This window comes from Alkalispirochaeta alkalica DSM 8900, assembly GCF_000373545.1.
In the GTDB taxonomy this organism is placed as follows: Bacteria; Spirochaetota; Spirochaetia; order DSM-27196; family Alkalispirochaetaceae; genus Alkalispirochaeta; species Alkalispirochaeta alkalica.
In genome coordinates this window covers 16214-40600 of the sequence record NZ_KB891714.1, presented here as the reverse complement: position 1 = coordinate 40600, position 24387 = coordinate 16214, and the positions used below count along the sequence as shown (strand labels likewise).

General features: G+C 62.9%; 17 protein-coding genes. 8 read left to right on the top strand and 9 right to left on the bottom strand.

What is annotated here, in order from left to right; translation table 11 throughout:
* The first annotated feature begins 136 nt into the window (after window positions 1–136).
* The 4 genes from B071_RS20180 to B071_RS0108995 all read left to right on the top strand — a co-directional run bounded on the left by B071_RS20180 (window position 137) and on the right by B071_RS0108995 (window position 6253).
* Window positions 137–2335: a SpoIID/LytB domain-containing protein gene (locus B071_RS20180; RefSeq protein WP_026245113.1), complete on the top strand. Its 2199-nt coding sequence runs from the start codon at window positions 137–139 to the stop codon at window positions 2333–2335.
* Between the two features lie 96 nt (window positions 2336–2431).
* Window positions 2432–5146 carry a valine--tRNA ligase gene (locus B071_RS0109005; protein ID WP_018526770.1) on the top strand — a complete coding sequence of 905 codons (2715 nt, stop codon included), beginning with the start codon at window positions 2432–2434 and terminating at the stop codon, window positions 5144–5146.
* A gap of 7 nt (window positions 5147–5153) precedes the next feature.
* Complete coding sequence (locus B071_RS16820; RefSeq protein WP_018526769.1) at window positions 5154–5723, top strand: chromate transporter; 570 nt, start codon at window positions 5154–5156, stop codon at window positions 5721–5723.
* Window positions 5720–6253 (top strand): chromate transporter, encoded by a 534-nt coding sequence (locus tag B071_RS0108995; RefSeq protein WP_018526768.1) that lies wholly within the window; start codon window positions 5720–5722, stop codon window positions 6251–6253. The genes B071_RS16820 and B071_RS0108995 overlap by 4 nt, the downstream gene beginning before the upstream one ends.
* On the opposite strand, the gene B071_RS0108990 is transcribed toward B071_RS0108995, so the two are convergent.
* Together B071_RS0108990 and B071_RS0108985 are read right to left on the bottom strand one after the other, a co-directional pair.
* Window positions 6248–8119, bottom strand: a complete 1872-nt coding sequence (locus B071_RS0108990; protein WP_018526767.1) for a histidine kinase N-terminal 7TM domain-containing protein — start codon at window positions 8117–8119, stop codon at window positions 6248–6250. The two genes, B071_RS0108995 and B071_RS0108990, sit on opposite strands and share 6 nt — an antisense overlap.
* A gap of 20 nt (window positions 8120–8139) precedes the next feature.
* Entirely contained in the window at window positions 8140–9348 is a 1209-nt protein-coding gene (locus tag B071_RS0108985; RefSeq protein ID WP_018526766.1) for a PP2C family protein-serine/threonine phosphatase, read from the bottom strand.
* 127 nt (window positions 9349–9475) lie between these two features.
* Between B071_RS0108985 and B071_RS19640 the strand changes: the two genes are divergently transcribed.
* Window positions 9476–10639, top strand: a complete 1164-nt coding sequence (locus tag B071_RS19640) for an ROK family protein (protein ID WP_018526765.1) — start codon at window positions 9476–9478, stop codon at window positions 10637–10639.
* Here B071_RS19640 and B071_RS19150 read toward each other — a convergent pair.
* The 5 genes from B071_RS19150 to B071_RS0108950 all read right to left on the bottom strand — a co-directional run bounded on the left by B071_RS19150 (window position 10533) and on the right by B071_RS0108950 (window position 16527).
* The gene (locus B071_RS19150; RefSeq protein WP_157703109.1) at window positions 10533–11345 is read right to left on the bottom strand and encodes a YihY/virulence factor BrkB family protein; all 813 of its coding nucleotides are present in this window, start codon (window positions 11343–11345) and stop codon (window positions 10533–10535) included. The genes B071_RS19640 and B071_RS19150 overlap by 107 nt on opposite strands.
* Before the next feature lie 87 nt (window positions 11346–11432).
* Complete coding sequence (gene gnd, locus B071_RS0108965; protein WP_018526762.1) at window positions 11433–12917, bottom strand: decarboxylating NADP(+)-dependent phosphogluconate dehydrogenase; 1485 nt, start codon at window positions 12915–12917, stop codon at window positions 11433–11435.
* An 82-nt stretch (window positions 12918–12999) separates the two neighbouring features.
* Window positions 13000–14526 (bottom strand): decarboxylating NADP(+)-dependent phosphogluconate dehydrogenase, encoded by a 1527-nt coding sequence (gnd, locus tag B071_RS0108960; RefSeq protein WP_018526761.1) that lies wholly within the window; start codon window positions 14524–14526, stop codon window positions 13000–13002.
* Between the two features lie 10 nt (window positions 14527–14536).
* Window positions 14537–15580, bottom strand: a complete 1044-nt coding sequence (locus B071_RS0108955; protein ID WP_438829673.1) for a PfkB family carbohydrate kinase — start codon at window positions 15578–15580, stop codon at window positions 14537–14539.
* A gap of 77 nt (window positions 15581–15657) precedes the next feature.
* A complete protein-coding gene (locus tag B071_RS0108950; protein WP_026245110.1) occupies window positions 15658–16527 on the bottom strand; it encodes a MurR/RpiR family transcriptional regulator in 870 nt (289 codons plus the stop codon).
* 330 nt (window positions 16528–16857) lie between these two features.
* Here B071_RS0108950 and B071_RS0108940 point away from each other — a divergent pair, with 330 nt between their 5' ends.
* From B071_RS0108940 to B071_RS0108930, 3 genes are all read left to right on the top strand, one after another.
* Window positions 16858–17934, top strand: coding sequence for a Bug family tripartite tricarboxylate transporter substrate binding protein (locus B071_RS0108940; RefSeq protein WP_018526758.1), 1077 nt, complete (start codon window positions 16858–16860; stop codon window positions 17932–17934).
* A 102-nt stretch (window positions 17935–18036) separates the two neighbouring features.
* On the top strand, window positions 18037–18546 hold the full coding sequence (locus B071_RS0108935; protein WP_018526757.1) for a tripartite tricarboxylate transporter TctB family protein: 510 nt from the start codon (window positions 18037–18039) through the stop codon (window positions 18544–18546).
* A gap of 160 nt (window positions 18547–18706) precedes the next feature.
* Window positions 18707–20254: a tripartite tricarboxylate transporter permease gene (locus tag B071_RS0108930; RefSeq protein ID WP_018526756.1), complete on the top strand. Its 1548-nt coding sequence runs from the start codon at window positions 18707–18709 to the stop codon at window positions 20252–20254.
* Between the two features lie 53 nt (window positions 20255–20307).
* On the opposite strand, the gene B071_RS18480 is transcribed toward B071_RS0108930, so the two are convergent.
* Both B071_RS18480 and B071_RS0108915 read right to left on the bottom strand, forming a co-directional pair.
* On the bottom strand, window positions 20308–21111 hold the full coding sequence (locus tag B071_RS18480; RefSeq protein WP_157703108.1) for a substrate-binding periplasmic protein: 804 nt from the start codon (window positions 21109–21111) through the stop codon (window positions 20308–20310).
* Window positions 21112–22301: 1190 nt separating this feature from the next.
* On the bottom strand, window positions 22302–24386 hold the full coding sequence (locus B071_RS0108915) for a chemotaxis protein CheA (protein WP_051075280.1): 2085 nt from the start codon (window positions 24384–24386) through the stop codon (window positions 22302–22304).
* Window position 24387 lies beyond the last annotated feature (1 nt).

Below are 24387 nucleotides of genomic sequence, written 5' to 3'. Positions count from 1 at the left end.
GGGCAGGTATTCCGCGAGGAGTGCCTGCCCTTTTTCTTTTTTCCGCTGCCCGCTATGATCGGCCGGGTGTAATCGGTTNGCCATCACCGGCTACGGCAGGCCGGTGGCAATCACGGCGTCAGGAGATGTCCCGTTTATGAGATATGTGTGTTCCTTTGTGGGTTTCCTCTTCGGGGCGGGAGCGTCCCGGTTCATTTTTCTGGTCGCCGGAATGGTCCTGGCGGGCGCATCCCTGCTTTCTGCCTCGGAGCAGGGCTACGCCCGGTGGTATCAGGGCGATCGGGAAGGAGCAATTCGGGATATTTCCCTGCTTCTGGAAGAATCTCCCCGGGATCAGGAGCTGCGTTTGAGCCTTCTGGTTCTGCTCTGCGAGGCCGGGGAACGCACCCGGGCGCTGGAGGTCGCCGCCGATCTGGAGGCGCCCTACCAGGAAGAACGCCGTCTGGTGGAACTTCTCCTGGGGGCTCCCGGGGCGAATAGTCCTGCCTCCCCCTGTGGCGAGTCGGACCCNGGGGGAGATAATTCCCCCGATTCGGGGCAGTGTTTTTTTCTGGAAGGGTTGGCGGCCTTTCTCGCGGGGCAGCCGGACCAGGCTCGCCAGGCCCTGGAGGAGGCGCTGGCCCGGGAAGAACACCTGCCCTACGCCCATTTTCTGCTGGGCCACATCCACCTGGAACACCTGGAATGGACTCCCGCCGCCGAGGCGTTCCAGAGGGCCCTGCGTCAGGATGCGAACCTGACAGCAGCCTTCAGGCCCCTGGCGCTGGCAGATTACGCTCGGGGTGAACGAGCCCGGGCCTACGAACGCCTCCAGCGGGCGGCGATCGCCCTCCCCTGGAACGAGGAGATCGGGGAGCTGCTGACCCGGTGGGAAGAGGAGCACCCCGAACTCGCCCTGGCGCGAACGACCGGTGCAGCAGAGCGCAGAACCATCGCCGAGCCGCCCCGGGTGGCGGTGCGTCAGGAAGAAAACCTGGAGATCCCCCGGATTCGGATCGCCCTCGCCGAAGGGCTCCGCGCCGTTCATCTCAAGACGGGGGGGGATTTCCGGATTTTCCCCGTTCCTTCGGACCTCGTCTATTATCCTGCGGCGGAGCGGCTGGAAATACTCGGCGAGGTTCTGGCCGGAGAACCCCTGGCTCGGGGAAAGGGGGGGATGGTGCTGGAGGTCTCCCTGGATTCCCGGGGGGAGGAGCTGGTGCTCCAGGAGGAGGGCGCGCAGGAACCCCTGTTTCGGGGCGCGGGTCCCCTGCGTCTGGTCTACGATGACCCGGGGAGTACCACGATCGTCTTTGACCTGGCCTACGGCGAGGGACAGTTCTCGGCAGGTCGCGAGGATCGAAGCTATCGTGGCGACATGGAACTCTTTCCCCGGCCCGGCGAGGCCAGGGGGGGCTTCACCCTGATCAACGACCTCGATACCGAGGAATATCTCCTCTCGGTGGTGCCCTCGGAGATGCCCGCCTGGTGGCCCGAGGAAGCGCTCAAGGCCCAGGCTGTGGCGGCGCGGTCCTACACGCTCCACGGGCGCAGCCGTTTCCATCACCGGGGCTTCGACCTTCAGAGCTCCGTGATCTCCGCCTATTATCGGGGTGTCGCGGGGGAACATCCCCGGACGACCCGGGCGGTGGAAGAGACCGAGGGCTACGTGCTCCTCCGGAACGGACGCGTGATCGATGCGGTCTACAGCGCCAACTCGGCAGGGTTCACCGAATCCAGCGAGAGTGTCTGGGGGAGCGTAACCTCCCTGGTGAGCGTGGTTGATCCCCAGCTTTCTCTCGACGGGGAGTATCGTTCGCCCGGAGAGGTCTTGCGGTGGATACGAAGCAGACCGGAAAGCTACTCCTCCCACCCCGATTTTGCCTCGGCCAGCGCCTACCGGTGGACCCTGGCGGTATCGCGTCGGGAGATCGAGGCCAGAAGCNCCGCGGCAGGAGCCGATATCGGTTCGCTTCGCCGGGTTCTGCCGGGATCGCGGGGGACGAGCGGTCGGGTGGAAACGGTACGGCTCGTTGGTACCCGGGGCGAAACCGAGGTTCGGCGCGATGCGATCCGCTCGCGCCTGGGAGGGCTGCGGAGCAATCTCTTTGTGGTGATCCCCTTTTTTCTGCCCGGAGCAGGCGAAGCGGAGAACGCCGAGGGAGAGGAGGNCGGGGAGGGAGANGAGCCGCTCCCCGAGTACTTTGTCTTTCAGGGTGCGGGCTGGGGCCACGGCGTGGGGCTCTGCCAGACCGGAGCAGCCGGGTTTGCTGCCCGGGGAGGGTCCTTCAGNGAGATCCTTGCCCACTACTACCCCGAGAACGAACTCAGCCGCCGCTACGGGGGTGCTGACTGAGGCGGTCCGATTTGTTACTATGGCACCCACACAGAACCCAAACTATCAACCGAGAGTGCAAACCATTCAGGCACCCCGCAGGCACGAGGAGAATCTATGAAGGCCGTTGAGCTGAGCAAGGTGTTTCACGCCGATGACTTTGAGGACCGCATCTACCGGATGTGGAAAGAGAACAACTACTTTGAACCCTCGGGAGACCAGGAGAAGGANCCCTTCGTCATCGTGATTCCCCCTCCCAACGTCACGGGTGTACTGCANATGGGGCACGGCCTGAACAACAGNATCCAGGACACCCTCATCCGGTACTGGCGCATGCAGGGGCGTCCGACCCTGTGGGTTCCCGGGACAGATCACGCCGGCATTGCCACGCAAAACGTGGTGGAGCGTCAGCTCCTGAAAGAGGGAACGAGCCGGGAGGAACTGGGCCGGGAGGCCTTCCTGAAGCGGACCTGGCAGGTCAAGGAAGACCACCACGCCACGATCACCCGGCAGCTGGAAAAGATCGGCGCCAGTTGCGACTGGAACCGGGAGCGCTTCACCCTGGACGAGGGGCTGAGCAAGGCCGTGCGGGAGGTCTTTGTCCAGCTCTACGAGCGCGATCTGATCTACCGTGGCGAATACCTGATCAACTGGTGCCCCTGTTGCGGAACGGCCCTCTCGGACGACGAGGTGGAACACGCCGAAAAGCAGGGCAACATCTGGCACCTGCGGTATCCCGTGATCGGCGACGGAACCGACGCGCCCCAGGGGGTGGCCGACGGGAGTGCCGGTTGGATCGAGGTGGCCACCACGAGGCCCGAGACGATGCTGGGCGACACCGCCGTGGCCGTCCACCCCGAGGACGANCGCTACGCCCATCTGGTGGGCCGCTCGGTACTCCTGCCCCTCTGCGACCGNCCCATTCCCGTTGTGGCCGATTCCTACGTAGACCGGGAGTTTGGCAGCGGCGCGGTAAAGATCACCCCCGCCCACGACCCCAACGACTGGGCGATCGGCGAGCGCCATAACCTGGAGCGNATCAACCTCCTGACGGCCTCGGCCCGAATGAACGAAAACGCCCCCGAGCGGTATCGGGGCATGACCGTCACCGAGGCCCGTGNCGCCGTGGTGGAAGACCTGGAATCCCGGGGNTTCCTCGTTCGCATCGGCGAGCACACCCACCAGGTGGGGCACTGCTACCGGTGCAGCACCGTGGTGGAGCCCTGGGGGAGCACGCAGTGGTTTGTCCGCATGAAGCCCCTGGCCGAGAAAGCCCTGNGCGCCTGGCGCGAGGGAAAGGTCCGGTTTTNCCCTCGCCACTGGGAGAACACCTATTCGCACTGGCTCGAGAACATTCGCGACTGGTGTATCAGCCGCCAGCTCTGGTGGGGCCACCGCATCCCCGTGTGGTACGACGATGCCACGGGCGAGGTGATCGTGAGCCGCACGGACCCCACCACAGATCCCGCCTACCAGGGGCGGACCCTGCGTCAGGATCCCGACGTGCTGGATACCTGGTTCTCCAGCTGGCTCTGGCCCTTCAGCACCCTGGGGTGGCCCGAGAAAACCCCCGATCTGGCAGCCTACTACCCCACCACAACTCTGGTGACGGGCTACGATATCATCTTTTTCTGGGTGGCCCGGATGATCATGGCGGGCCTCGAGTTTATGGGAGAGGTTCCCTTTCGGGATATCTACATCACCGGGCTGGTCCGGGATGCCCAGGGCCGCAAGATGTCCAAGAGTCTTGGGAACGGTCTGGACCCCCTGGACATCGTGGCAGAATACGGGGCCGACGCCCACAAGTTCACCCTGGCCTACCTGAGCGTGCAGGGTCAGGATATACCCATCGCATCGGAGAGCTTCCAGCTGGGGAGCAAGTTCGCCAACAAGATCTGGAACGCCAGCCGATATCTCCTGATGAATCTCGAGGGACGCACCCTGATCCCCCGGGAGGAGATCGCCCTGCGTGACCTGGATCGCTGGATTTTCTGCCGCCTGAACCAGGCCGTGAAGACCGTTGAATCGGCCATGAAGAACTACCGCATGGACGAAGCGGCCCGGGCGATCTACGATTTCTTCTGGAACGATTTCTGCGACTGGTACATCGAGGGAAGCAAGCTCAGCCTCTACTCCCGGGACGGAGGCGAACAGGACCGGGGCGTCTCGCTCCTCCTCTACGTCCTGGAAGAGGCCCTGCGCATGATGCACCCCTTCCTGCCCTTCATTACCGAGGAGATCTACCAGAAGCTCCCCCGGGAGCTCACCCCCGCCAGGGCCGTCATCACGGGGCGCTACCCCCAGGTGCTGGCCGAGAGGGAAACGCCCCGGGCCCGCGCCGCAGCGGCGGGATTTGGAGCCCTCCAGGAGCTCGTTCGGGGAATCCGGACGATGCGGAGCGAGTTTACCATCCCCCCCAACACCAAGTTCGATGTCTACGTCTCCACCGCACCGGAGCGTCCCGAACTGGCCGGGTTCTTCCAGGAGAACCGGGATCTGGTGGTCCTCCTGGCGGGAACGGGCGGGATCGAAATCGGTACCGACGCCGAACGTCGCCANGGAGCCGTCACCGTGGTGGGAAGCGGTTTCGAGGCCTACCTCTCCATCCTGGACCTGATCGATGTGACCGCCCAAAAGGCCCGGGTAGAGAAGCAGATCGCCAAAGCGGGGAAGGCCCTGAAGCAGGCCGAGGGAAAACTCCAGAGTCAGGGATTTCTCGCCAAGGCCCGGCCCGAAGTGGTGGAGGCGGAACAGCGCAAGGCCGGGGACCTGCGGGATCAGCTCGCACGGCTGGAAACGGTTCTGGCGGAACTGACCCGGGGCACGGCGTAGTTTTATCGTGCTCCAGGAGAAGTCCGACGCACCGGCCCGGCCCGTCTCGGTGCCGCGCCTCTTTCTCAGTTTCCTCCGTATCGGAGCCTTCACGATCGGCGGGGGCTACGCCATGGTNCCNCTGATCGGTCACGAGCTGGTGAAAACCAGGGGGTGGCTCCGGGAAGAGACCTTCGAGGAACTGCTTCTGGTGGGGCAGTCCGCACCGGGCCCCATAGCGGTGAATACGGCCCTTCTGGCAGGTTATCGTCTGGCGGGAATCCCCGGGGCACTGGCCGGTGTTCTGGGGACGATCACCGCGCCCTTCTTCATCATCCTGATCGTGGCAGCCTGGGCCACGGAGTTCCTTCATCTCCCGGCGGTGGCCTCGGGCCTGGCGGGAATCCGTTCCCTCGTGGTCTCCCTGATGGTTCTGGCCGCCTGGCGGATGGTTCGCAGGAACCACGGAGCTCCCGTGATGATCGCTACGGGCGGTCTGCTGGCGCTCCTGATCCTGACCGATCTCAGCCCCTTTCTGGTGGTCCTGGGGGCGCTTCTTGCGGGCGCCGCTCTGGGGGCCCTGCGGGGGCGCTCGTGACGATCCTGACGCTTTTGGGGCAGCTCTTTTTCTCCTTTTTCTCCGTCGGGTGGGTGAGCTTTGGCGGGGGCTACGCGATTCTTCCCGTTATTCAGTCCGTGGTGGTGACCGGTCGGGGCTGGCTTACCACGGGGGAGTTCGTCGACCTCATCGCGATCTCCCAGATGACCCCGGGGCCCGTGGCTATCAACACCGCCACCTTTGTTGGGTATCGCATGGCGGGAGTCCCCGGAGCGGCCCTCGCCACGGTGGGGCTCATTACCCCTCCCGCGATCGTCTCGTCCGTGCTCTGTCTGCTGATGCGCCGCCACCGCGATACCGCCGTGGTTTCGGGGATGCTGGCCGCTCTCAAACCCGCCCTGATCGCCCTGATTCTCTACTCTGCGGTGGTGGTGGGCCAGGTGGCCTTCACCGGATACGCGACGGTTCTGGTCGCCCTGGCGGGGCTGGCGGTCCTCTTCTTCTCGGGGATACACCCCCTCTGGGTCATCCTGGCCTCGGCTGGAGCAGGGGTCTTTCTGGGGCTATAGCGCCGCCCGGGGCAGCTCCATCACGAAGGTTGTGGCCTCACCGGGCTCGATATACTCGATATACAGAGCCCCTCCGTGCCTTCGGGTAACTACGTCCCTGGCGATACTCAATCCCAGACCCGTCCCCTTACCCGTCTCCTTGGTGGTAAAGAAGGGCTCAAAGACCTTTTCCCGCAACTCCCGGGCTATGCCGGGGCCGCTGTCCCGGAAGGAGCAGCGGATCATCCCCTGGTCTGTAGCGCAGGTCTCTATCCTGAGNGAACCCGGGTAGGCNCCCCCCGCGCGGTAGACCTCCTCAACGGCGTGGAGCGCGTTCAGCAGGAGGTTCAGAATCACGTTGCTTATCTCGCCGGGAAAGCAGAGGATTCGGGGAAGGGGTCGATCGTACTCTTTCTGGACATTCAGCTTTCCCCGCAGGGCCGGTGCGGCCAGTTCCAGCGTCGCCTCGATCAGCTCATTCAGGTCTGCCTCCTCGGGCTCNTGGTCGGGCAGNGGGCGCGAGAGCCGGAGCAGACTCTGAAGGGATTCCCTGATGCGGGAAAAGCCCTGCTCGAAGTCCCGGAGGATGATTTGGCGCTCCTCTTCTATCTCCTGGCGCTCGGCCTCCTCCAGCGCCTCGGGAGGGACCAGGGGGAGTAACTCCGAGAGATACCGGCTCATGGCCAGGAACCCGCTCTGGAGAAAGGTGAGGGGGTTGTTCAGGTCGTGGAGCATGCCCGCCGTGAGCTGCCCCATGGTGGCCAGCTTGTCCTGGCGCATCAGGGTCAGCTGGAGATCCTGGACCCGCTCGTTGCGCTCCTCCAGCTCCACCAGGGCGGTGCGCCACTGTTCGCTCAGACGAACCCGCTCGGTAATATCGTGGATCGTTACGATCGTTCCCACGGTCTTTCCGGTCTTCTCCTGAATAGGGCAAACCCAGACCTCCAGGGAGAGCTCCTTTCCATCGCTCTGAAACAGAGTCGTCTCGAAGTTATAGCGTTCCCGCAGGGGTACCCCCTCGAGAAACTGCCGTATTTCCCGGTTCTCCCGCCAGGGGGTTCCGATGATCCGGGGATGGCTCACCTGCAGAATAACCTCGGTGGCCTCGTTGCAGTCGATGATGTTGTCNTCCAGATCGATCACCAGGACACCGCTGGCGATATCGCGCAGAACCAGCCGGTGCGCGATGGGGGTGATACGAAGCAGCCCGAAGCGGTGGACCCCGACGAAGAAAGCGAACCCCGAGAGGGCAAACCCGATGGGGGTAAAATCCTTTCGCAGCCAGGGCAGGAACTGGAAGGTGTAGAGAAGATTAAGGGTAATGGGGATGAGCGAGCCCAGGACTACCGCCGATGACTGGTTCCGGTAGAGCGCCTTGCCACCCCCCCAGCTCCCGATGATCAGCACCGCCCCGGAGACGAGCAGGACGTAGACGTAGACCCCGTTTATCCAGAACCAGGGGCCGTAGGACCCCCGAACCGTTAAAAACGGCCCGCCGTGAAAAAAGTGGAGATCTTTCCAGAAGATGCTATGAAAGGGGTGTGTAAAGATCAGGAGAACCGAGATGGCGGGCAGGAGAAGAAGCAGATAGGGCTTCCGCGATGCCACGAGGTGCTCGAACCCCGCGTAGGCCAGGGCAAAGATAAACCAGGTAATAGCGATAAGNGGATAGAAGACATGGGCTACCTGTACCCAGAACACCGAGGCCACCTGGCTGGTAGAAAAGAGCTCGAGCATGTTCCCCAGAAGAAAGCAGGTCACGGCAATCAGGTAGCCCAAGAGGGCCCGGGAGATCAGTTTCCGACGGTAGGGCCAGACCGCGTGAGCCGCCAGGATCAGCAGGCAGATCGCCACGGGCGCCACGGCGACAAAGACGATGTAGTCCATTCGTGACTCCCCGGTGGTGTCTAGAGCGGCCCCAGGCTGATGATCTTCGCCGAGAGCAGGGTAAAGTCATCGTGGAGTTGAAGATCCTGCGATTGCCGGTCCAGCAGAAGATCGGCCCGCAGCAGGCCTTCCACGGCAGCGATGAACCCCTCCGATCTGTTCTCGGCCCGGATAAAGAACGCTTGCAGCCGTTCCTGGTGATACCCGCTCTTTTCCAGGGTCCTGTCGTCGAAAAGTCCGTCGGTAAAGAGCACGACCCGGTCCCGCTCCTGGAGGGAGAAGGAGCTTTCGGGGTATTTCCAGGGCCCCTCCATGCCCAAGGCGGGCCCGCAGGCGGGGTCAAAGAGGCAGGTCCTGCCCCGCAGGATAAAGGCCGGGGGATGGCCGGCGTTCGCCTGGAGAGCCTCCCCGGTCCGGAGGTTCAGAACGAAGGCGATGAGCGAGACGAAGACGTCGGACTGGTCGGGCAGCTGCTGCACCANGGCGTCGTTGAGACGGGAGAGGAACCGGGCCGGCGAGAAGGATTGGGGATCCATCCTCTGGACCTCCTCCCGCGTGAGCAGCTTGACGATTCCCGTGATAAAGGCTGGCTTGATGCCATGGCCCGCCACATCCCCCAGGAGGAGAAGGTAGCGGTCCTGGTCCAGGGGGATCGCATCGTAATAATCACCCTGGACGTGCATACCCGGCCGGGGATAATCGGCCCGATCGAGGCGAAACCGGGAATCCCGGGGCGGGTCGAGGCGCAGGTAGCTCTGCTGAAACTCGCTGGCCGTGCGCAACTGTTGCTGGATGTGATTATAATACTGCTCATTGTTGCGACGGGTCTGGACGTACTCGAGAAAGCGCTCGAGCTCCGCCTCCAGNAGCGAGGGGTTCCAGGGTTTCTGGAGCAGCCCCAGTATNGATGCCGTTACGGCCCTGCTGATCTCTTCCATGTCGGAGTAGGCCGTGAGCAGNACCAGCCCCAGCCCGGGATAGCGCTGGCCGATGGTCAGGAGGAGATCACTCCCTTTCATGGAGGGCATGCGGAGATCGGAGATGACCAGGCTGTATTGCGAAGAGTCCTCCTCCAGGAGTTCCAGGCAGGCCTGACCGGACTCGACGGTATCGAGGCGGATGTTCCGGCTCTTGAGCCAGGGACGCAGATCCCTGCGAAAGGCCCGCAGAACCTCGGGTTCGTCGTCAACGTAGAGAATCGCCTGACCTCGCGCCTCTTTGCCGTTCACAAAAGCCTCCTTGCTCGGGTTCACAGCTGACCCTGGTCCACCTGTAAACGGTACACCCGGATATAATCTATGGTCAAGAGATTATCAAAATCTGGAATATTTCGAATAACTAGGGTACCATGGGGCCATGTCGTTTCTTGTGGCTATCGATATCGGGGCGGGCCAAAGCACCAAGGTGGCGCTCTGCCTCACGCCCCACGAGATCATCCGGGAGGGTGAGTTTCCCGTGGACCGCTACGGCGGGGGATGGAACAGCTATTGTACGGGCCTGATCGCCACGGTTGACCGGCTCGTGGCCGAGGCCGGCCTGGCCCGGGATGGCCTCGAGGGGATCGGGATCGCCACGGCGGGAATCCTTTCCCGGGACGGGTCCTTTCTGCTGGTCCATAACATACCCTTTCTCCAGGGTCATAATCTCTGCACCTGTCTGGGCAGTTACTACGGTGTGCCCGTGGCAATCGACAACGATGCCAATGCAGGAGGGCTTGCCGAGTGGAGCGTCTTGCAGGTGGAGCTTCTCTACTGGGTCTTTGGCGGGGGCTGGGGCGGAGCCTGGATCTCCCGGGAGGGGGAGGTGCAGTACCCCGCCACAGACTGGTCCGGTGACGATAGCGAACTGCACCCCACGGCAGAGCCGGGCTATTCCATCGGCCTGGAAAAAATCATGCTCCGTCAGGTCTTTCTGGAGGTGGGAGCCAGCTTCGAGCGCTTCGAGTTCCATCTGCGGGAGGAATACGGCCAGGACCTGTCCCATCTGGCCGGGCCGGGAGGGGACCCCGATTCGCTCCGGGCAGAGATGATCCTGAGTGGTCCCGGCCGACTGCGGCTCTTTCGGGCGGTGGTGGGGGACGATGATTTCTATACGCGGTTCNTGGACTTTGATGAGGTGGCAGGGCTGGATAACCCCGGAGAAGCGGGGAAATACATCAGCAAGCTCTCGAGTATGCGCGTCGAGGCGGCGGTGAACGCCGACCGGCTCTACGGAAAGATCCTGGCCCACGCTACCCGAACCATGGTGAAGCGGGCCGTCGCGGACGGCCTCACCCCGGGGGTTCCCATCTGCCTGGGGGGAAAACCCAGTTACGCCCTGCCTTATTTCGGCCCCAGCACGCAGCGGTTCCTGGGGAAGTTCGGGCTCATGAACTACCTGCGGCCCAGCGTTATCGACGAGCGGGGGCTGAACGCTAACGTGGTNGGGGCGGGGGTTCTTGCCCGGAAGGCGGCTCAGACGGGTGTAGCAGAGCTGTCCAGAGCGCTGCCTGCAGCAGGATCTCCGCATAGATCCTGGTGAGNGCCAGCAGGGAGATAGCCGAGGCCAGGACCCCGTAGACCAGTACCCGCCGGCCGGTGGAGACCACCACCTCGGCCATGATCCAGGATGCTCCCTGCCAGGCGCCTGCAGCCAGGAACGCCACGGGAATGCTCCGGGTGATCTTCAGGGGCAGCCCCGAGGAGAGACGGAGCATGCTCCAGATAACAGCCGTCTGGATCGCCAGGGCGCTCAGGCGGGCCGCCAGCGAGAGAAGCCAGGACGGTCCTGGCAGGTAGGATCCCGCCAGGGCCACNGCCAGGGTAATGAGGGCGCTCAGGTAGATCAGCAAAAGAAAGACGCCGTTCAGCGCGAGTGCCCTGAGGCGTGCCGTTCCCCGTACCAGAGGGAGCCCGAAGGCTGCGCGGATGACCCGGTGAATATCAAAGAACAGGGTATGAACGGTGTAGAGAAAGACCCCCAGGGTAATGANCGAAAGCGAACCGGGAGCACTGGCGTAGCGCTCCAGCCCCAGCATGATCGATCTTTGGGCNCCCACGGGAAGAACGTAGAGGATCTCCTGNTCCAGNAGGGCCTGGACCTTGGGGGTGAGGGCAAAGCTGCCCGCCAGGGTAAGAAGGAATAAGAGGGGCACCACCGCAAAGAGAGCCGAGAAACTCAGCCCCTTTGCCAGCAAGGGGCCGTGGATATCCTTGTAGCGACGGTAGATTTCCTTGAGATATTCCACCACGCTCCAAGTATACCCGTTTCACGGCCNCAGCGAAAGATGATCCGCCAGGGGATACCAGGTATCAGACGCCCCGGGATCAGCCGATCAGGCGTTATAGGTTCCGCTCGCCACGTCTCCCCCCGTGCCCGTCCAGTTGGTATGGAAGAACTCGCCCCGGGGCCTGTCCACCCGTTCGTAGGTGTGGGCTCCGAAGTAGTCCCGCTGGGCCTGAAGGAGGTTTGCCGGAAGCCGGTTGGAGCGGTACCCTTCAAAGAAGCTCAGAGCCGACGAGAGAGCCGGCACGGGCAGGCCCCCTTCGATGGCCCGCACGGCGGTGCGGCGCCACGAGGGCAGGGCATCCCTCATGATCTTCGCAAAAAAGGGCGCCTGCAGGAGGCTTTCCAGGTCCTGTTTCTCCCTGAAAGCGGCGGTGATGTCCTCCAGAAAGGCGCTCCGGATGATACATCCTCCCCGCCACATGGCGGCCACCGCCCCGTAATCGATCTCCCAGGAATATTCCCGNGCCGCTTCCCTGATCAGCATGAACCCCTGGGCGTAGCTGGTGATCTTCGCTGCGTAGACCGCCGCCTCGAGATCTTCCAGAATTCGGGCCTTCTCTGCCTCGTCCAGGTCGGGTGGGGCGGGAGAGAGATCTCCCAGAATGGCCGATGCGCGCTGGCGTTCCTCCGTACGGGCGCTCAGGGAGCGGGCGAAGACGGCCTCGGCGATCAGGGTGACGGGGACCCCCAGGTGNGCCGCGTCCACCACGGTCCATTTTCCCGTACCTTTCTGGCCCGCTGCGTCGAGGATCTTCTCTGCCAGGGGGGACCCATCGTCGTCACGGGTTCGCAGAATGGCTGCGGTGATCTCGATGAGGTAGCTTTCCAGACGGCCCTGATTCCAGGAGTCNAAGGCCCGGGCCATCTCGTCGTAACTCATGCCCAGAAGGGTTCTCATGATGTGATAGGCCTCGCTGATCAGTTGCATGTCGCCGTACTCGATCGCGTTGTGGACCATCTTTACGTAGTGTCCGGAACCGCCGCTNCCCACCCAGTCGCAACAGGGGGTGCCGTCGGCTGCCCGGGCGGAGATCGCCTGGAAGAGGTGCTTCAGGGCAGGCCAGGCGGCGCTGGACCCACCCGGCATGATGCTGGGGCCCTGGCGCGCTCCCTCCTCGCCGCCGGAGACGCCAGTGCCGATATAGAGGAGCCCTCTGCTCTCGAGGAGGGCCGTGCGCCGTTCCGTGTCGGGGTAGTGGCTGTTGCCCCCGTCGATGATGATGTCGCCCTTCTCCAGAAGGGGAAGGAGGCCTTCGATGTAGGTGTCTACCGTCTCGCCGGCCTTCACCATGAGCATGATCTTCCGGGGAGAGGCGAGGCGCCCCACCAGTTCTTCCAGGGTCTCGGCTCCGGAGATGGAACGCCCCGCTGCGGGGCCCTGGAGGAAATCTCTCATTTTGCTGACCGTCCTGTTGTGAACGGCCACGGAGTATCCCCGGTCGCTCATATTCAGAACAAGATTCTGTCCCATCACGGCCAGTCCGATCAGTCCGATATCTGCCGTGGGTGATGTCTCTGCTGTATGTGACACTCTGGGCTCCTTTTCCTGGCTGGATCAATTTTCTTGACGGGAACGATCCCCGGCTCCCGCCGGGATCATCCCTGATACTAATCTACGCATTATAGAGGCTCGAGGAAACTGCTCCTCCGGACCCCGTCCAGTCGGTGTGATGGTACGCACCCGATTCGTCGTCGCGCCTCTGGTAGAGGTGGGCTCCAAAATAGTCCCGCATGGCCTGAATCAGATTCGCCGGGAGGCTGCGGCTTTTGTAGCCGTCGAAAAACGTGAGGCCCCCNGCCAGAACGGGCAGGGGAATCTCCGCCTCGATCCCCGCAGCCACGAGCCGCCGCCAGCCCGAAGCAGCTCTGCGAAGGGGNTCCGCCAGAGCCGGGGAGAGCAGCAGATCGGTCGGTGGGGGATCGGCACGGCAGGCCCGGGCGATCTCTTCCAGAAGGGGTGTTCTGATGATGCATCCCCTGGTCCAGAGCAGGGCCAGTTTCCCCAGGTTTGTTCCCCACCCCTCCTGTCGCGCCGCAACGTCGATGATCTCGAATCCCCGGGTATAGGTGATGATTCTGCTCCCCAGGAGTGCCTGTTCCAGATCCTGGAGCAGGTCGCTCCGTCGGGCTTCTGTCAGGCTTCCCCGCAGGGATTCCCCCGGGATCGAGGGGAAGATTTCTGCCGCCCGGCACCGTTCGTCCCGGAGCGAAGAGAGCTGTCGCGCCGAGACTGCGGCATTCACCGAAGGAAGGGGGACGTTCCGGTCGAGCCCCTCCAGGACTGACCATTTTCCCGTTCCCTTCTGTCCTGCCTGATCGAGTATCTTCTCCAGCAGGGGTGACCCGTCCCTGTCGGGGTGAACCAGGATGGAGGCGGTGATCTCCATGAGATAACTCTTCAGCGGGCCCTCGTTCCATCGGGAAAGGGTCTCGTGCATCGCGCCGTGGTCCAGGCCCAGGAGATCTTTCATGAGGTGGTATGCCTCGGCGATGGCCTGCATCTCGGCGTACTCGATGGCGTTGTGTATCATCTTGACAAAATGGCCGGCTCCGCCGCTGCCCACCCAGGAGCAGCAGGGGGTTCCCTGCGCCGAGACCGCTGCCAGAGCCTGGAGAACGGGGGCTGCCAGGGGCCAGGCCGCTTCGTCCCCGCCGGGCATGATGCTGGGGCCGAAGCGGGCCCCCTCTTCGCCGCCCGAGATNCCCGCCCCGATAAAACGGATTCCCCGGGCCTTCAGCGTTTCCGATCGCCGGGCGGTATCCTGGTAGTAGCTGTTCCCCCCGTCGATCACGATATCGCCCGGGGTCAGGTGCGGGGTCACCTCGTCCAGAAGCTGGTCCACCGGATCTCCCGCCCTGATCATGAAGAGGATTTTCCGTGGCCTGGTCAGGGCCTGGAGGAACTCTTCCAGAGAGGAGGCCGGGATCAGGGGGATCTCCCGGCCCGCCTGGTCTGCAAGGGCCCGCACCAGGGATGGGTCCCGGTCGTAGACCGCCACGGTGATGCCTTTTTCGCAGGCGTTCAGGGCCAGGTTCCGGCCCATCACGGCCTGGCCGATGATCCCCAGTTCGGCCTGGAGGGGCTGTTGGTGTTCCCCCGGGGAGCCGTGGGGGGCGGGTTTCTCCTTGATTCGTTCCATCGGTCTCTACCTACCGCTGGATGCGGGCGGAGCCTCCCGCAGCAAAGGCCTGGACCTGCTCCCGGGTAGCCATGGTGGTGTCCCCGGGAAAGGTGGTGAGCAGCGCGCCGTGGGCCCAGCCCGTGCGGAGCGCCTCTTCGGGGCTCTGGCCCGAGAGCAAGCCGTAGAAGAGGCCCGAGGCGAAGCCGTCGCCACCGCCGACGCGGTCCAGGACATCGAGCTCGCAGACCGGTGCAACCAGGGACTCTCCGCCTATCCACCCGGCGGCGCTCCAGCGGTGACGGTTTGTGGAGGCCACCTCCCGAAGGGTTGTGGCCACCACCTTCATCCGGGGATAGCGCTGGCGCACGTCGTCGATCATGGAGAGAAAGGTCCCCGGATCCAGCGAGGCCTTTTCCCGTTCCGCCACACTGGGGCCCGCGATGCCCAGCCCCATCTGGAGGTCTTCCTCGTTGCCCACCAGAACATCCACNTGCTCCACGATCCGGTGGAGTACCTCCCGGGCCTTCTCGGGGCCTCCCCGGAGATTCCAGAGTTTTTCCCGGTAGTTCAGGTCAAAGGAGGTGACCGTTCCTGCCTGGCGGGCGGCTTTCATGGCTTCGATGATCACCTCGCCGGTGGTCTCCGAGAGGGCGGCAAAGATTCCCCCGCTGTGGAACCAGCGGATTCCNCGGGAGAATATCTCCTGCCAGTCAAAGTCCCCCGGTTTGAGGGCTGCGGCAGCCTCGTTGGAGCGATTGTAGAACACCACAGGGGGACGCACGCCCTGTCCCCGGTCGCTGAAAACGGTGGCGATGTTCGGCCCCGTGACCCCGTTATGGTCAAAATCCTTGAACAGGGGGGTCACGCCCATGGCACGGAGGCTTCGCCTGACACGGTCTCCCAGAGGGTAGTTCACCATGGCCGAGGCTATTCCTGTCCTGAGCCGAAAGCAGTCGGCCAGGTTTGCTGCGCAGTTGTACTCGCCGCCGCTCACGTGGGCCTCAAAGTTCCGGGCGGTGTGGAAGGGGCGTATTCCCGGATCGAGGCGGAGCACCAGGGCTCCCAGGGCCATGAAATCGAGGGTTCCCTCGGGTTTGATCTGTAACGTCATCGGTTCTTCCTTTCTCTGGAGATGATTGTCTTCGGGNTTCAGGCGATCGATGTATCGCCCCGCAAGCGCCGACGGGATATGGCCTCCCTCATTCGCGTGATGCTCTCCCGTCCTTCGTCTCCCAGGTGGTTCATGAGACTCAGGTAGAGCGCGTCGATGATCGAGAGTTGGGTTATGCGGGTGGAGAAGGCCTCTCTGACGCAGGGGGGAGGGCATCGCTCGGAAAGCAGAAGGATGTCAGCCATTCTGCACAGGGGCGCGTTGGAGTTGCTGGTCATGCCGATGAGGGTTGCCTTCCGTTCCTTCACCCCCTCGGCCAGGGCCAGGGCATCCTTGTTTGACCCGGAGTGAGAGACGATCAGCACCGTCTCGTCGGGCCGCAGTTGGGATGCCTGCATGAGCTGGAGATGGAAATCGCCGGGAGCGCTGCACCGGATCCCCGTGCGCAGGAACTTGTGGTACGCATCCTGGGCGATCAGGCCCGATCCCCCCAGCCCAAAGAGATATACCCGGGAGGCGGTGATGATGCTCTTCACGGCTCTCTCGAAGGACTCCCTGTCCAGGGTGTTCCTGATGTGCTCCAGGGCGGCGATGTTGGTATCGAAGACCGTTCGTATCGCCGACGATGCGTCGGTTGCATCCTCCTCGGTGTCGTAGACCGCTCGGGGGGGCTCCACCGTCTCCGTCGCCAGGGCGATCCTGAAGGAGCGGTAGCCGTCGTAGCCGATCTTCTTTACGAACCGGAAGAGGGCAGATTCGGAGACCCCGATGGTGTCTGCCAGCTCCTGGAGCGTGGGATAGACCGCGGCCGAGGGGTTCGAGAGGATAAACTCCCCGATCTGACGCTCCTTGCTTGAGAACTCGTCCAGAAGCGATGAAATGANATACAAACAGCTTTGGCTTTCCATCATACCAAAAACGATAACACGAAAGAAAATTTCATGCAACGAAAGAATTTTTCTTTTTTTCTTGACCCCCCGGATTTTCGGGCCCATAATGCTCNGAGGTGGAGCGTGTGGTTGTGCACGGCCGCGCGGTGTGGTTCGTGGCNTCCTGATGGATGCCGCCGGAGCTGATTCCACAGAAAGGGGTTCTGCGGGGAGGGCTTTCTGCAGGAGCAGTATCCCCGGGAGAGCGATCCTGGAATGGAGCCCGGTGATCAGAACCGGGTGATCAGAACCGGACAATCAAAATCGGTGCCCAGAAACGGGTAANCAGAAAGAGGAGGGTTTGATACCATGAAAAAAACAGGAATTGCGATGATCCTGGTGTGCTTCCTTGCTTCCCTCGCCTTTGCAGGCGGCCAGGGGGAGAAGGGAGCCGATGCCTTTCCGTCGAGAACGCCCACGATCGTGATCGGCTACGGAGCGGGAGGTGGAACAGATACGGCAATTCGTCCCATCGTGGCGGAGATGGAGAAATTCTTCGGCCGGTCAATCACGGTGGTCAACATGCCTGGTGCAGACAGTGCCGTTGCAGCCGATTACGTGCTGAACCAGAAGGCCGACGGCTATACCTGGTTCGGAACGGGAAACTCCGCGCTGGCGGTCATGCTGAAACTACGGGGCCTCTCCAACACGGACTGGCGTGAGTGGGAGACTCTTATGACCGTTATCGGCCCCTCGCTGCTGGTTGTTCGCAAGGATTCGCCGATCCGGACGATGGACGACGTGATAGAATACTTCCAGCGGGAAGATGTCGTTGCCGGTGTCACTGGCCTGGGATCTGAACCCCATCTCTTTATTGACGAGGTTCACAGCCTCTCCGGGGGCCGAAGCATCACCTACACCCCCTACGGAGGGTGTCATCCGGCTGCTGTAGCGGTGATCCGCCGCGAGGCCGATATCGCTCCCGTGGCGATGAGTGCGGTCCTCGACTTTGTGCGCGCCGGCGAGGTTCATCCCATCGCGGCTTTCGGAACCACCGAACCGGTGGAGATCGAGATCGATGGAAAAACGGTGAGCATTCCCAATATCGGGGCTGCCTATCCGCCGGCGGCTCACCTTGAGAACATCCAGGAGAGCTGGCCCATCTACGTCCCCCGGTCGGTACCGGTGGAGATCCGGCGCAAGATTCGCGAGGCCTTCGAGTGGGCCGTGCAGCAGCCGTCGGTTCAGGAGTTCGCCGACAGCCGGGGACTGCTGGTCTCGGGAGTGACGGGAGAAGAAGCTGACAGGATCATGTCCTTTGTGGAGTCCAACGTGGGCTGGGCCCTCGAGGCGGCGGGGATCGCCGAGCACTCCCCCGCTTCCTTTGACATACCCAAGCCGGAAGACTGGGTGTGGCCCCCCGCAGGATGGAATGTCGAGTACTGATTGCAGGGTAGTGGTCCGGGGGATAAGGTCCCCCGGGCTATCCTGCCGGGCTGTGTCGAGTGCCTGTGTGCGATACCCTGTGTGTAACAGGAAGGAGTTTTTATGAATCAGGAGAAAGACGCGACACCCGGTTCTGCCCGGCCCGCCGATGTGGTCGGGGCAGACCTGGTTTTTTCGGTATTTCTTATGGCCGGGTCACTGTGGACCTTTTCCCAAGCCCTGGGAATGAGGGTCTACGGGAGGCTCCTCGATGCTCCGGGGATCTTCCCTATGGTTCTCTCGGCGAGCATCTTTGTCATGGCCCTGGTGATCTTTGTGATGTCCCTGAAAAAGGGAGGGGCCCGAAAGGCCGTTCACACCCTTTCCCGTCCCCTGGAGGTTTTGCGCAACCAACGTCTGATCAGGGTCAGCATCATCGCCACGATGATCGTCCTCTACGGGTTTGTCCTGATTCCTCTTCTTTCCTACGGTATTGCCAGTTTTATCTTTCTGTCTTCGCTGCTGTGGTATCTCAAAGCGGCAAAACCCCTGGGTATCGTGGTTATCTCTGCTTCGACTGCCCTGATTATCGTCTTCCTCTTCCGGTCGGTTCTTCACATTCCCCTGCCGTGAGACCTNTGCCGTGGGAGTCCCCCGTAAGGCGGGGTGTGATGAGGCGGGGCTGGAGAGGATCGCCGCACCCGACGAGGAATCGTAGCGGGGCCAGCGGGCTCGGGAAACAGGGAGATACGGGCGGTGACAGCCGCCAGAGAATACACGAAGGGAAACAGGTATGACTAATTTTTTTCACTTCCTTCTTCAGGAATGGTCGCTCCTGGCGGGGGTATCGCAGGGAGTCTTCCAGTGGCAGGTAATTGCCATGGTTCTTGCCGGAACCTTTCTGGGGATCATGGTCGGGACCATCCCCGGTCTCACCGCCACCATGACCCTGGCGCTTCTGGTGGGTCTNACCTACGGGCTGGGATTCAACAGCGCCATTGCCATGTTGATCGGAATCTTTGTGGGAGCGATCTACGGCGGGTGCATCTCGTCGATNATGATAAATATTCCGGGCACGCCCTCGGCTGCGGCCACTGCTCTGGACGGGTTTCCCATGGCGCGGCGTGGCGAGGGAGGGCTCGCCATAGGTTTGGGAACGGTAACGTCCTTTCTGGGAATGCTCTTCGGGATCTTCTGTATGGTCCTGGTGACGCCCCTGATCTTGCGNCTTGCCCTTACCATGGGAGCCTGGGAGTTCTTTCTCCTTGCCCTCCTGGGTATCACGCTCTGCGGTACGCTCTCGAGCAAGGAGCTCGCCCTGAAGGGGTGGACCGTGGGGTTTCTGGGGCTTCTCATCGCTACGGTAGGTCTCGATCCGATCTACGCCTATCCCCGCTACACCTTCGGAAACATGCAGCTCATGAGCGGCGTTGCCCTGGTGCCGGCGCTGATCGGTGCCTTCGGAATTTCCGAAGTTCTCATGGTTCTCAAGGAGGAGAACCCCTATGAGATAAAGACCAGGGCGNGAAGGATCGTTCCCCCGCTGCGGGAGATCGTGCCGCTCATTCCCACGACGATCAGATCGGGGATCATCGGAGTGATCATCGGGGCCATTCCCGGTGCCGGTGAGGATATCGCGGCCTGGGTTGCCTACGGCGTTGCCAAGAAACGTTCAAAGCGGTCAGAGACGTTCGGGAAGGGGAATCACGAGGGGATCGCCGCCGCCGAGACGGCGAACAACGCCGGTATTGCCGGTACGCTGATCCCGATCATCACGCTGGCGATTCCCGGCAGCGGGGCGTCGGCGATGATTCTGGCGGCCCTGGTGATCCACGGAGTAAGGCCCGGTCCGATGCTGGCCATGGAGCACCCCGGTTTTACCTACCATCTGGCGCTGCTCCTTCTTCTGGCCACCTTCGCCATGCTCTTTCTGGGGCTGGGACTGGCAAAATTCTTTGTGCGTCTTCTTACCGTCTCCAGGCGGATTCTCATGCCCGTTATCGTTGCGGTGTGCGTGATCGGTTCCTTCGCCGGCCACTTCCGGTCCTTTGATATTCTGGTAATGATCACCGTTGGTATCATCGCCTATATCCTGCGGGAGATGGAGTATCCCATAGCACCCCTCGCGCTGGGGCTGGTTCTGGGGCCCATGGCAGACTCCGAGTTCCGGCGAGCCATGCTCTCCTCCCGGGGCGATGTGACAGCCGTGTTTACCCGCCCGCTGAGCGTGATCATCATCGTGGTGATCCTGGGAACGCTCCTCTTCTCTTCTTCGGTCGTCTCGGATCGTATCAGGGGGATCTGGCTCCGGTGGCGGGGCGCCACGAAACAAAACAGCTGAGCCCCCCCTGCTGGTGGGTCCCCGGGAGGGAGTCGTCTCCCGGAACCCTCCGCTTACTCCGGGGTCGGGAGGGGGAATCCTGCCGCAGCGATCATGCCCAGCCCGAAGAGGTAGCGCCGGTGGATCTCCTCCAGGACCCCNTCCTGGTGGAGTTCCCGGGCCGCGGTGCGGAGGCGCAGAACCATATCTTCCGGCGTGTCGGGGCTGCAGGCCATCCAGACCACGTCGCTATCCAGGGTCAGTACGGGGGTTATCTCCTCCCAGGAGAGCCCCAGGTCCTGGATCTCCACGGCCGTGGGCATCTCCCGGCCCGCCATGAGATCAATCCGGTCGTGGAAGAGCTTGGAGATGTTCTGGTCGTTGCGGACCACCGGGTCCAGCTGGGCCGGTTCGGAGAACCCCCGGGCCAGGAGAAGCTCGTGGAGGTTGTTCCCCCGCACCACGCCCACTCGGTANGGCCGGGCATCGTCCAGCGTCTCCAGCCGGATATCGTCCCGCCGGGCCAGGCNGAAGAGGACCGATGTGATCGGNGGGCTGCTCGGCGCGATCCAGTGAAACGCTTCTTCCCGTTCNGGTGTGCGGAAGACCGTCATGATCATGACCCGGGGTTCTTCCCGCACCAGGTGCATCGCCCGCGAGACAGGGTNCTGGGTTATCTTTTCAGGGATCCGGGCCCGCTCGAGGACGGCCCTGACAAACTCCGTGGTAATGCCCGTGANNTCTCCCCTGTCATCGGTGTAGACGTAGGGAGGAAAGCTGCCCGAGGCAACCACGCGCAACTCCTCTGCAAGGATATCCCCGGGAAGAAAGACCGCCACCCCGCACAAGACCAACANCCGGGAAATAATTCGTTTCATTCTGNCCCCTGTACCTGGCTGTTCCATATTGTACCTGACTGCGGTGACGCCGACCCCGCTGAACCGCGATGGTTCACCAGGCCCCAAGGGGACACCGCCACCTTTCATTGTAATAAGGTAACGATCTTCGTGCCAGCGGCATAGCCGAACATACCCGGGAGNCACAGAAAANAGAAACCNGTCGACTCTGGCTGTTTTGCGGTTGAACTGCGGGGCGGACTCTACTAGAATTCTNCAGGATGGCCGGATCCGGAAAAATCGGTGTGAGGGCAACGCTTCTGGCGGCCTGGGTTCTCGCTCCGGGGGTGGTCTGCGCCCGGGAATATCCCAAACCACTGGCTCTGGTGAACCCCCTTCACGGTGTTGGCCACGGCTCCTCGCTCTGGATGCCCGGAGGTGACTACGAGTTCGGTCACTGGCGGTACGACCTGCGCGGGAGCGACTACGATCTTTTTGAGGCCCGGGCCGGGGGTGCGGCGACGCTCTTCCAGCTTCGCGGGGCCTTCGCCGGNGGTGTCTTCTTTCGTTCGATCCTCACCTCGGGACCGGGGCCCGAGGACTGGGATCCTCCCACCCGGGTGGAATGGCGCATGGACGCCGTGCAGTTCGAGTACGGCGCCACCGCTGCGGCGCGGCTGGGTTCCGGCAGCCTTCTTGCCGAGTATTCCCGCTCCAGCTTTCATCCCTTCCGGGACGACGCCGAGGAAAACTACGAGGTCACCACCACGGATTATCTGCGNCTGGGCTACGCCCCCGATCCGGTCCGGCTGGGCAGGTGGNGGATAGCGGGNGCGCTCCGGGGGGGGTATCTCACCCTTCTGGAGATGTGGAACGCCCCCTACGACAAGCCCCGGGCCCGGTTCAAGGCCACCCTCACCCTTCAGGGGCAGGAGATGCCCCCCGGTCTCCCCCCGGGATCGCGGGGGATAGCCGGGGATCGTCCTCGATGGTTCGTTCTGGTGGAGTCGGCGGTGCTGGCGCTCCGTTCGGGCGGTATCGATCTGGATCTCTACAGCGAGGCGGGGCTGCGTTTTTCCGGCGATTTCGGCAGGACCGATCTCTTTCTCCACGCTACCCGCTACGGCGATATCGAGGAGGTCGAGGAAAAAGAGGTGGCGGTCTTTCTTTTGGGAGTGGCCATCCGGTTTTCCGTGAGCTCCGGGGCGGTGGCGCCTGGTCCCTGATCCAGGTCAGGTTTGAGCGGGTTGCTCGCTGAGCCGGGTCAGGCGATCCACATCGAGGACCAGAGCCGGCGTTCCGTCACCCAGGATGATCGCCCCCCCCACACCCTCGACGCCATCGTAGAGGCTGCCCAGGGGCTTGATAACGGACTGGTAGGTGTCGTGGAGGGCATCCACCACCAGACCGATCCGCTGATCCCCCGCCGAGACCACCACCACGTGGCGGTGAGGCGGTTCCTGGTCTGTGGTGAGCCGGAAGTATTCCCGCAGATCCAGCAGGGAGACGATCTCCCCGTTGTAGTCAAAGAACATCTCTCCCCTGCGTCGGGGGATATCGGCGAGATCGAGGCATCGTTCGATGTAGCTCAGGTTGATCAGGTACAGGTTGTTTCCAATCCCCGCCAGCAGGCCCTCCACAATGGCCAGGGTGAGGGGGATCCGCAGGGTGATGGTGCTGCCCTCGCCGGGAACCGAGGTAACCCGCACAGAGCCGGAGAGCTGTTCCAGATTTTTCTGAACCACGTCCATGCCGACCCCCCGGCCGGAGACGTTGGTTGTTTCCTGGGCCGTGGAAAACCCGGGTGCAAAGATGCACTGCAGGATCTCCTCCTGGCGGTAATCCTGCCCGGGTTCCAGGAGCCCCTTCTGCTCCGCCTTGGCCCGAATCCGGTCGGCGTCCATGCCGCCACCGTCGTCGGCGATGGTGATGAGGACCTGCGCGCCTGCGTAGGCGGCGCTGAGGGTGACCGTTCCCTCCGGGGGCTTCCCCCGGGTTCGGCGCAGGTCGGGGTCCTCAATCCCGTGATCCAGGCTGTTGCGGATAATGTGCATCAGGGGGTCTTTCAGAAGGTCGATCACCGTTTTGTCCAGCTCTGTCTCGCCCCCGCGCGTAACCAGGGAGACCTTCTTGCCCAGCTCCCGGGAGAGATCCCGCACCAGCCGAAGGAACCCGCTAAAGAGGAGCTGGATGGGAACCATGCGCATCTCGATCGCCGTGGTCCTGAGTTCCCGCACCAGACGGTTCATCTGTTCGCTCATCTGGAGGAAGGTATCGTTCTCGGTGGTCTCGGCCGTGTGGGCCAGGTGCGCCTGGAGCGCCACGAACTCTCCCACCAGGTTTACCAGGGTTCCCAGCTTTTCCGTGCTTACCCGGATGGAAGAGCCNGCCTCGGCGGACCGGCGCTGCTCCCGGTGCTTCTGGACGTACCGCTGTTCCTCCAGGGCCGACTGGACCCGTTCGGGCGAGACAAAGCCCTGCTCCACCAGTTTTTCGCCCAGATAGGCCCGCTCGCTGATGGCAGACTCCAGGGCTGCGGCGTCGATGTCCCCCCGTTCGAGGAGGATCTCGCCCAGTCGCTTGTAGGGGAGCTCTGCCTCGGTCACGTCGTCCACCAGGGTGATCTCTACCCGGGCGTCATCGCCGACAAAGATGAAGATCTCCTGAAGTTCCTGTTCCGTTGCCGTGGTGGTNAGCAGAACCTGCCAGGTCAGGTAGCATGTCTGGGGGTCCAGTTCTTCCAGGGATGGTACCTGGTCGGAAAAGCCCATCACCAGGGCAGTCCCCAGATCGGTGAGCTCCTGCAGAAGCAGAAGGGGATTGTTGCCGTGACGCAAAAATTGGGGGCCCGGGGTAATATGAACACGCCAGGTTCGCTCGGTTCGNTCCCCCGTTCCCGGCTGCGCCGGGGAGGAGGAATCCTCCCGGGAAGGGCGTTGCGCAGCGTGATCGTAGAGGGCGAAGGCCTCCTTCAGCTCCTGTGCCCGCTGCCGAAGGGCCTCCTCCGGAGGGTGGTGTGCCAGAAGGTCCCCCAGGATGTCCTTTGCCTGGAACCCCAGCGAGAGCAGCCCCTGCGAGGCCTGCTCCTTTCCGTCTCGCACCAGGGCAAAGACCGACTCTACCTGATGGGCCAGCTCCACCAGAACATCCATACCGAACATGCCGGCAGAGCCCTTGATGGTGTGGAGGTTGCGGAAAGCTGCCCCCATCATCTCCTGATCGGAGGGGGTTTCTTCCAGGGCGAGAAGGTTCTGTTCCAGCGCCACCAGAAGTTCCCGGGCCTCATCGCGGAAGGTTTCCAGGGGGTCGGTGTGCATC

Excerpts from the sequence above, each read along its gene's own strand:
- B071_RS0108940 (WP_018526758.1), top strand. The coding sequence starts at position 16,858 with ATGAAAAAAACAGGAATTGCGATGATCCTGGTGTGCTTCCTTGCTTCC.
- B071_RS0108935 (WP_018526757.1), top strand. The coding sequence starts at position 18,037 with ATGAATCAGGAGAAAGACGCGACACCCGGTTCTGCCCGGCCCGCCGAT.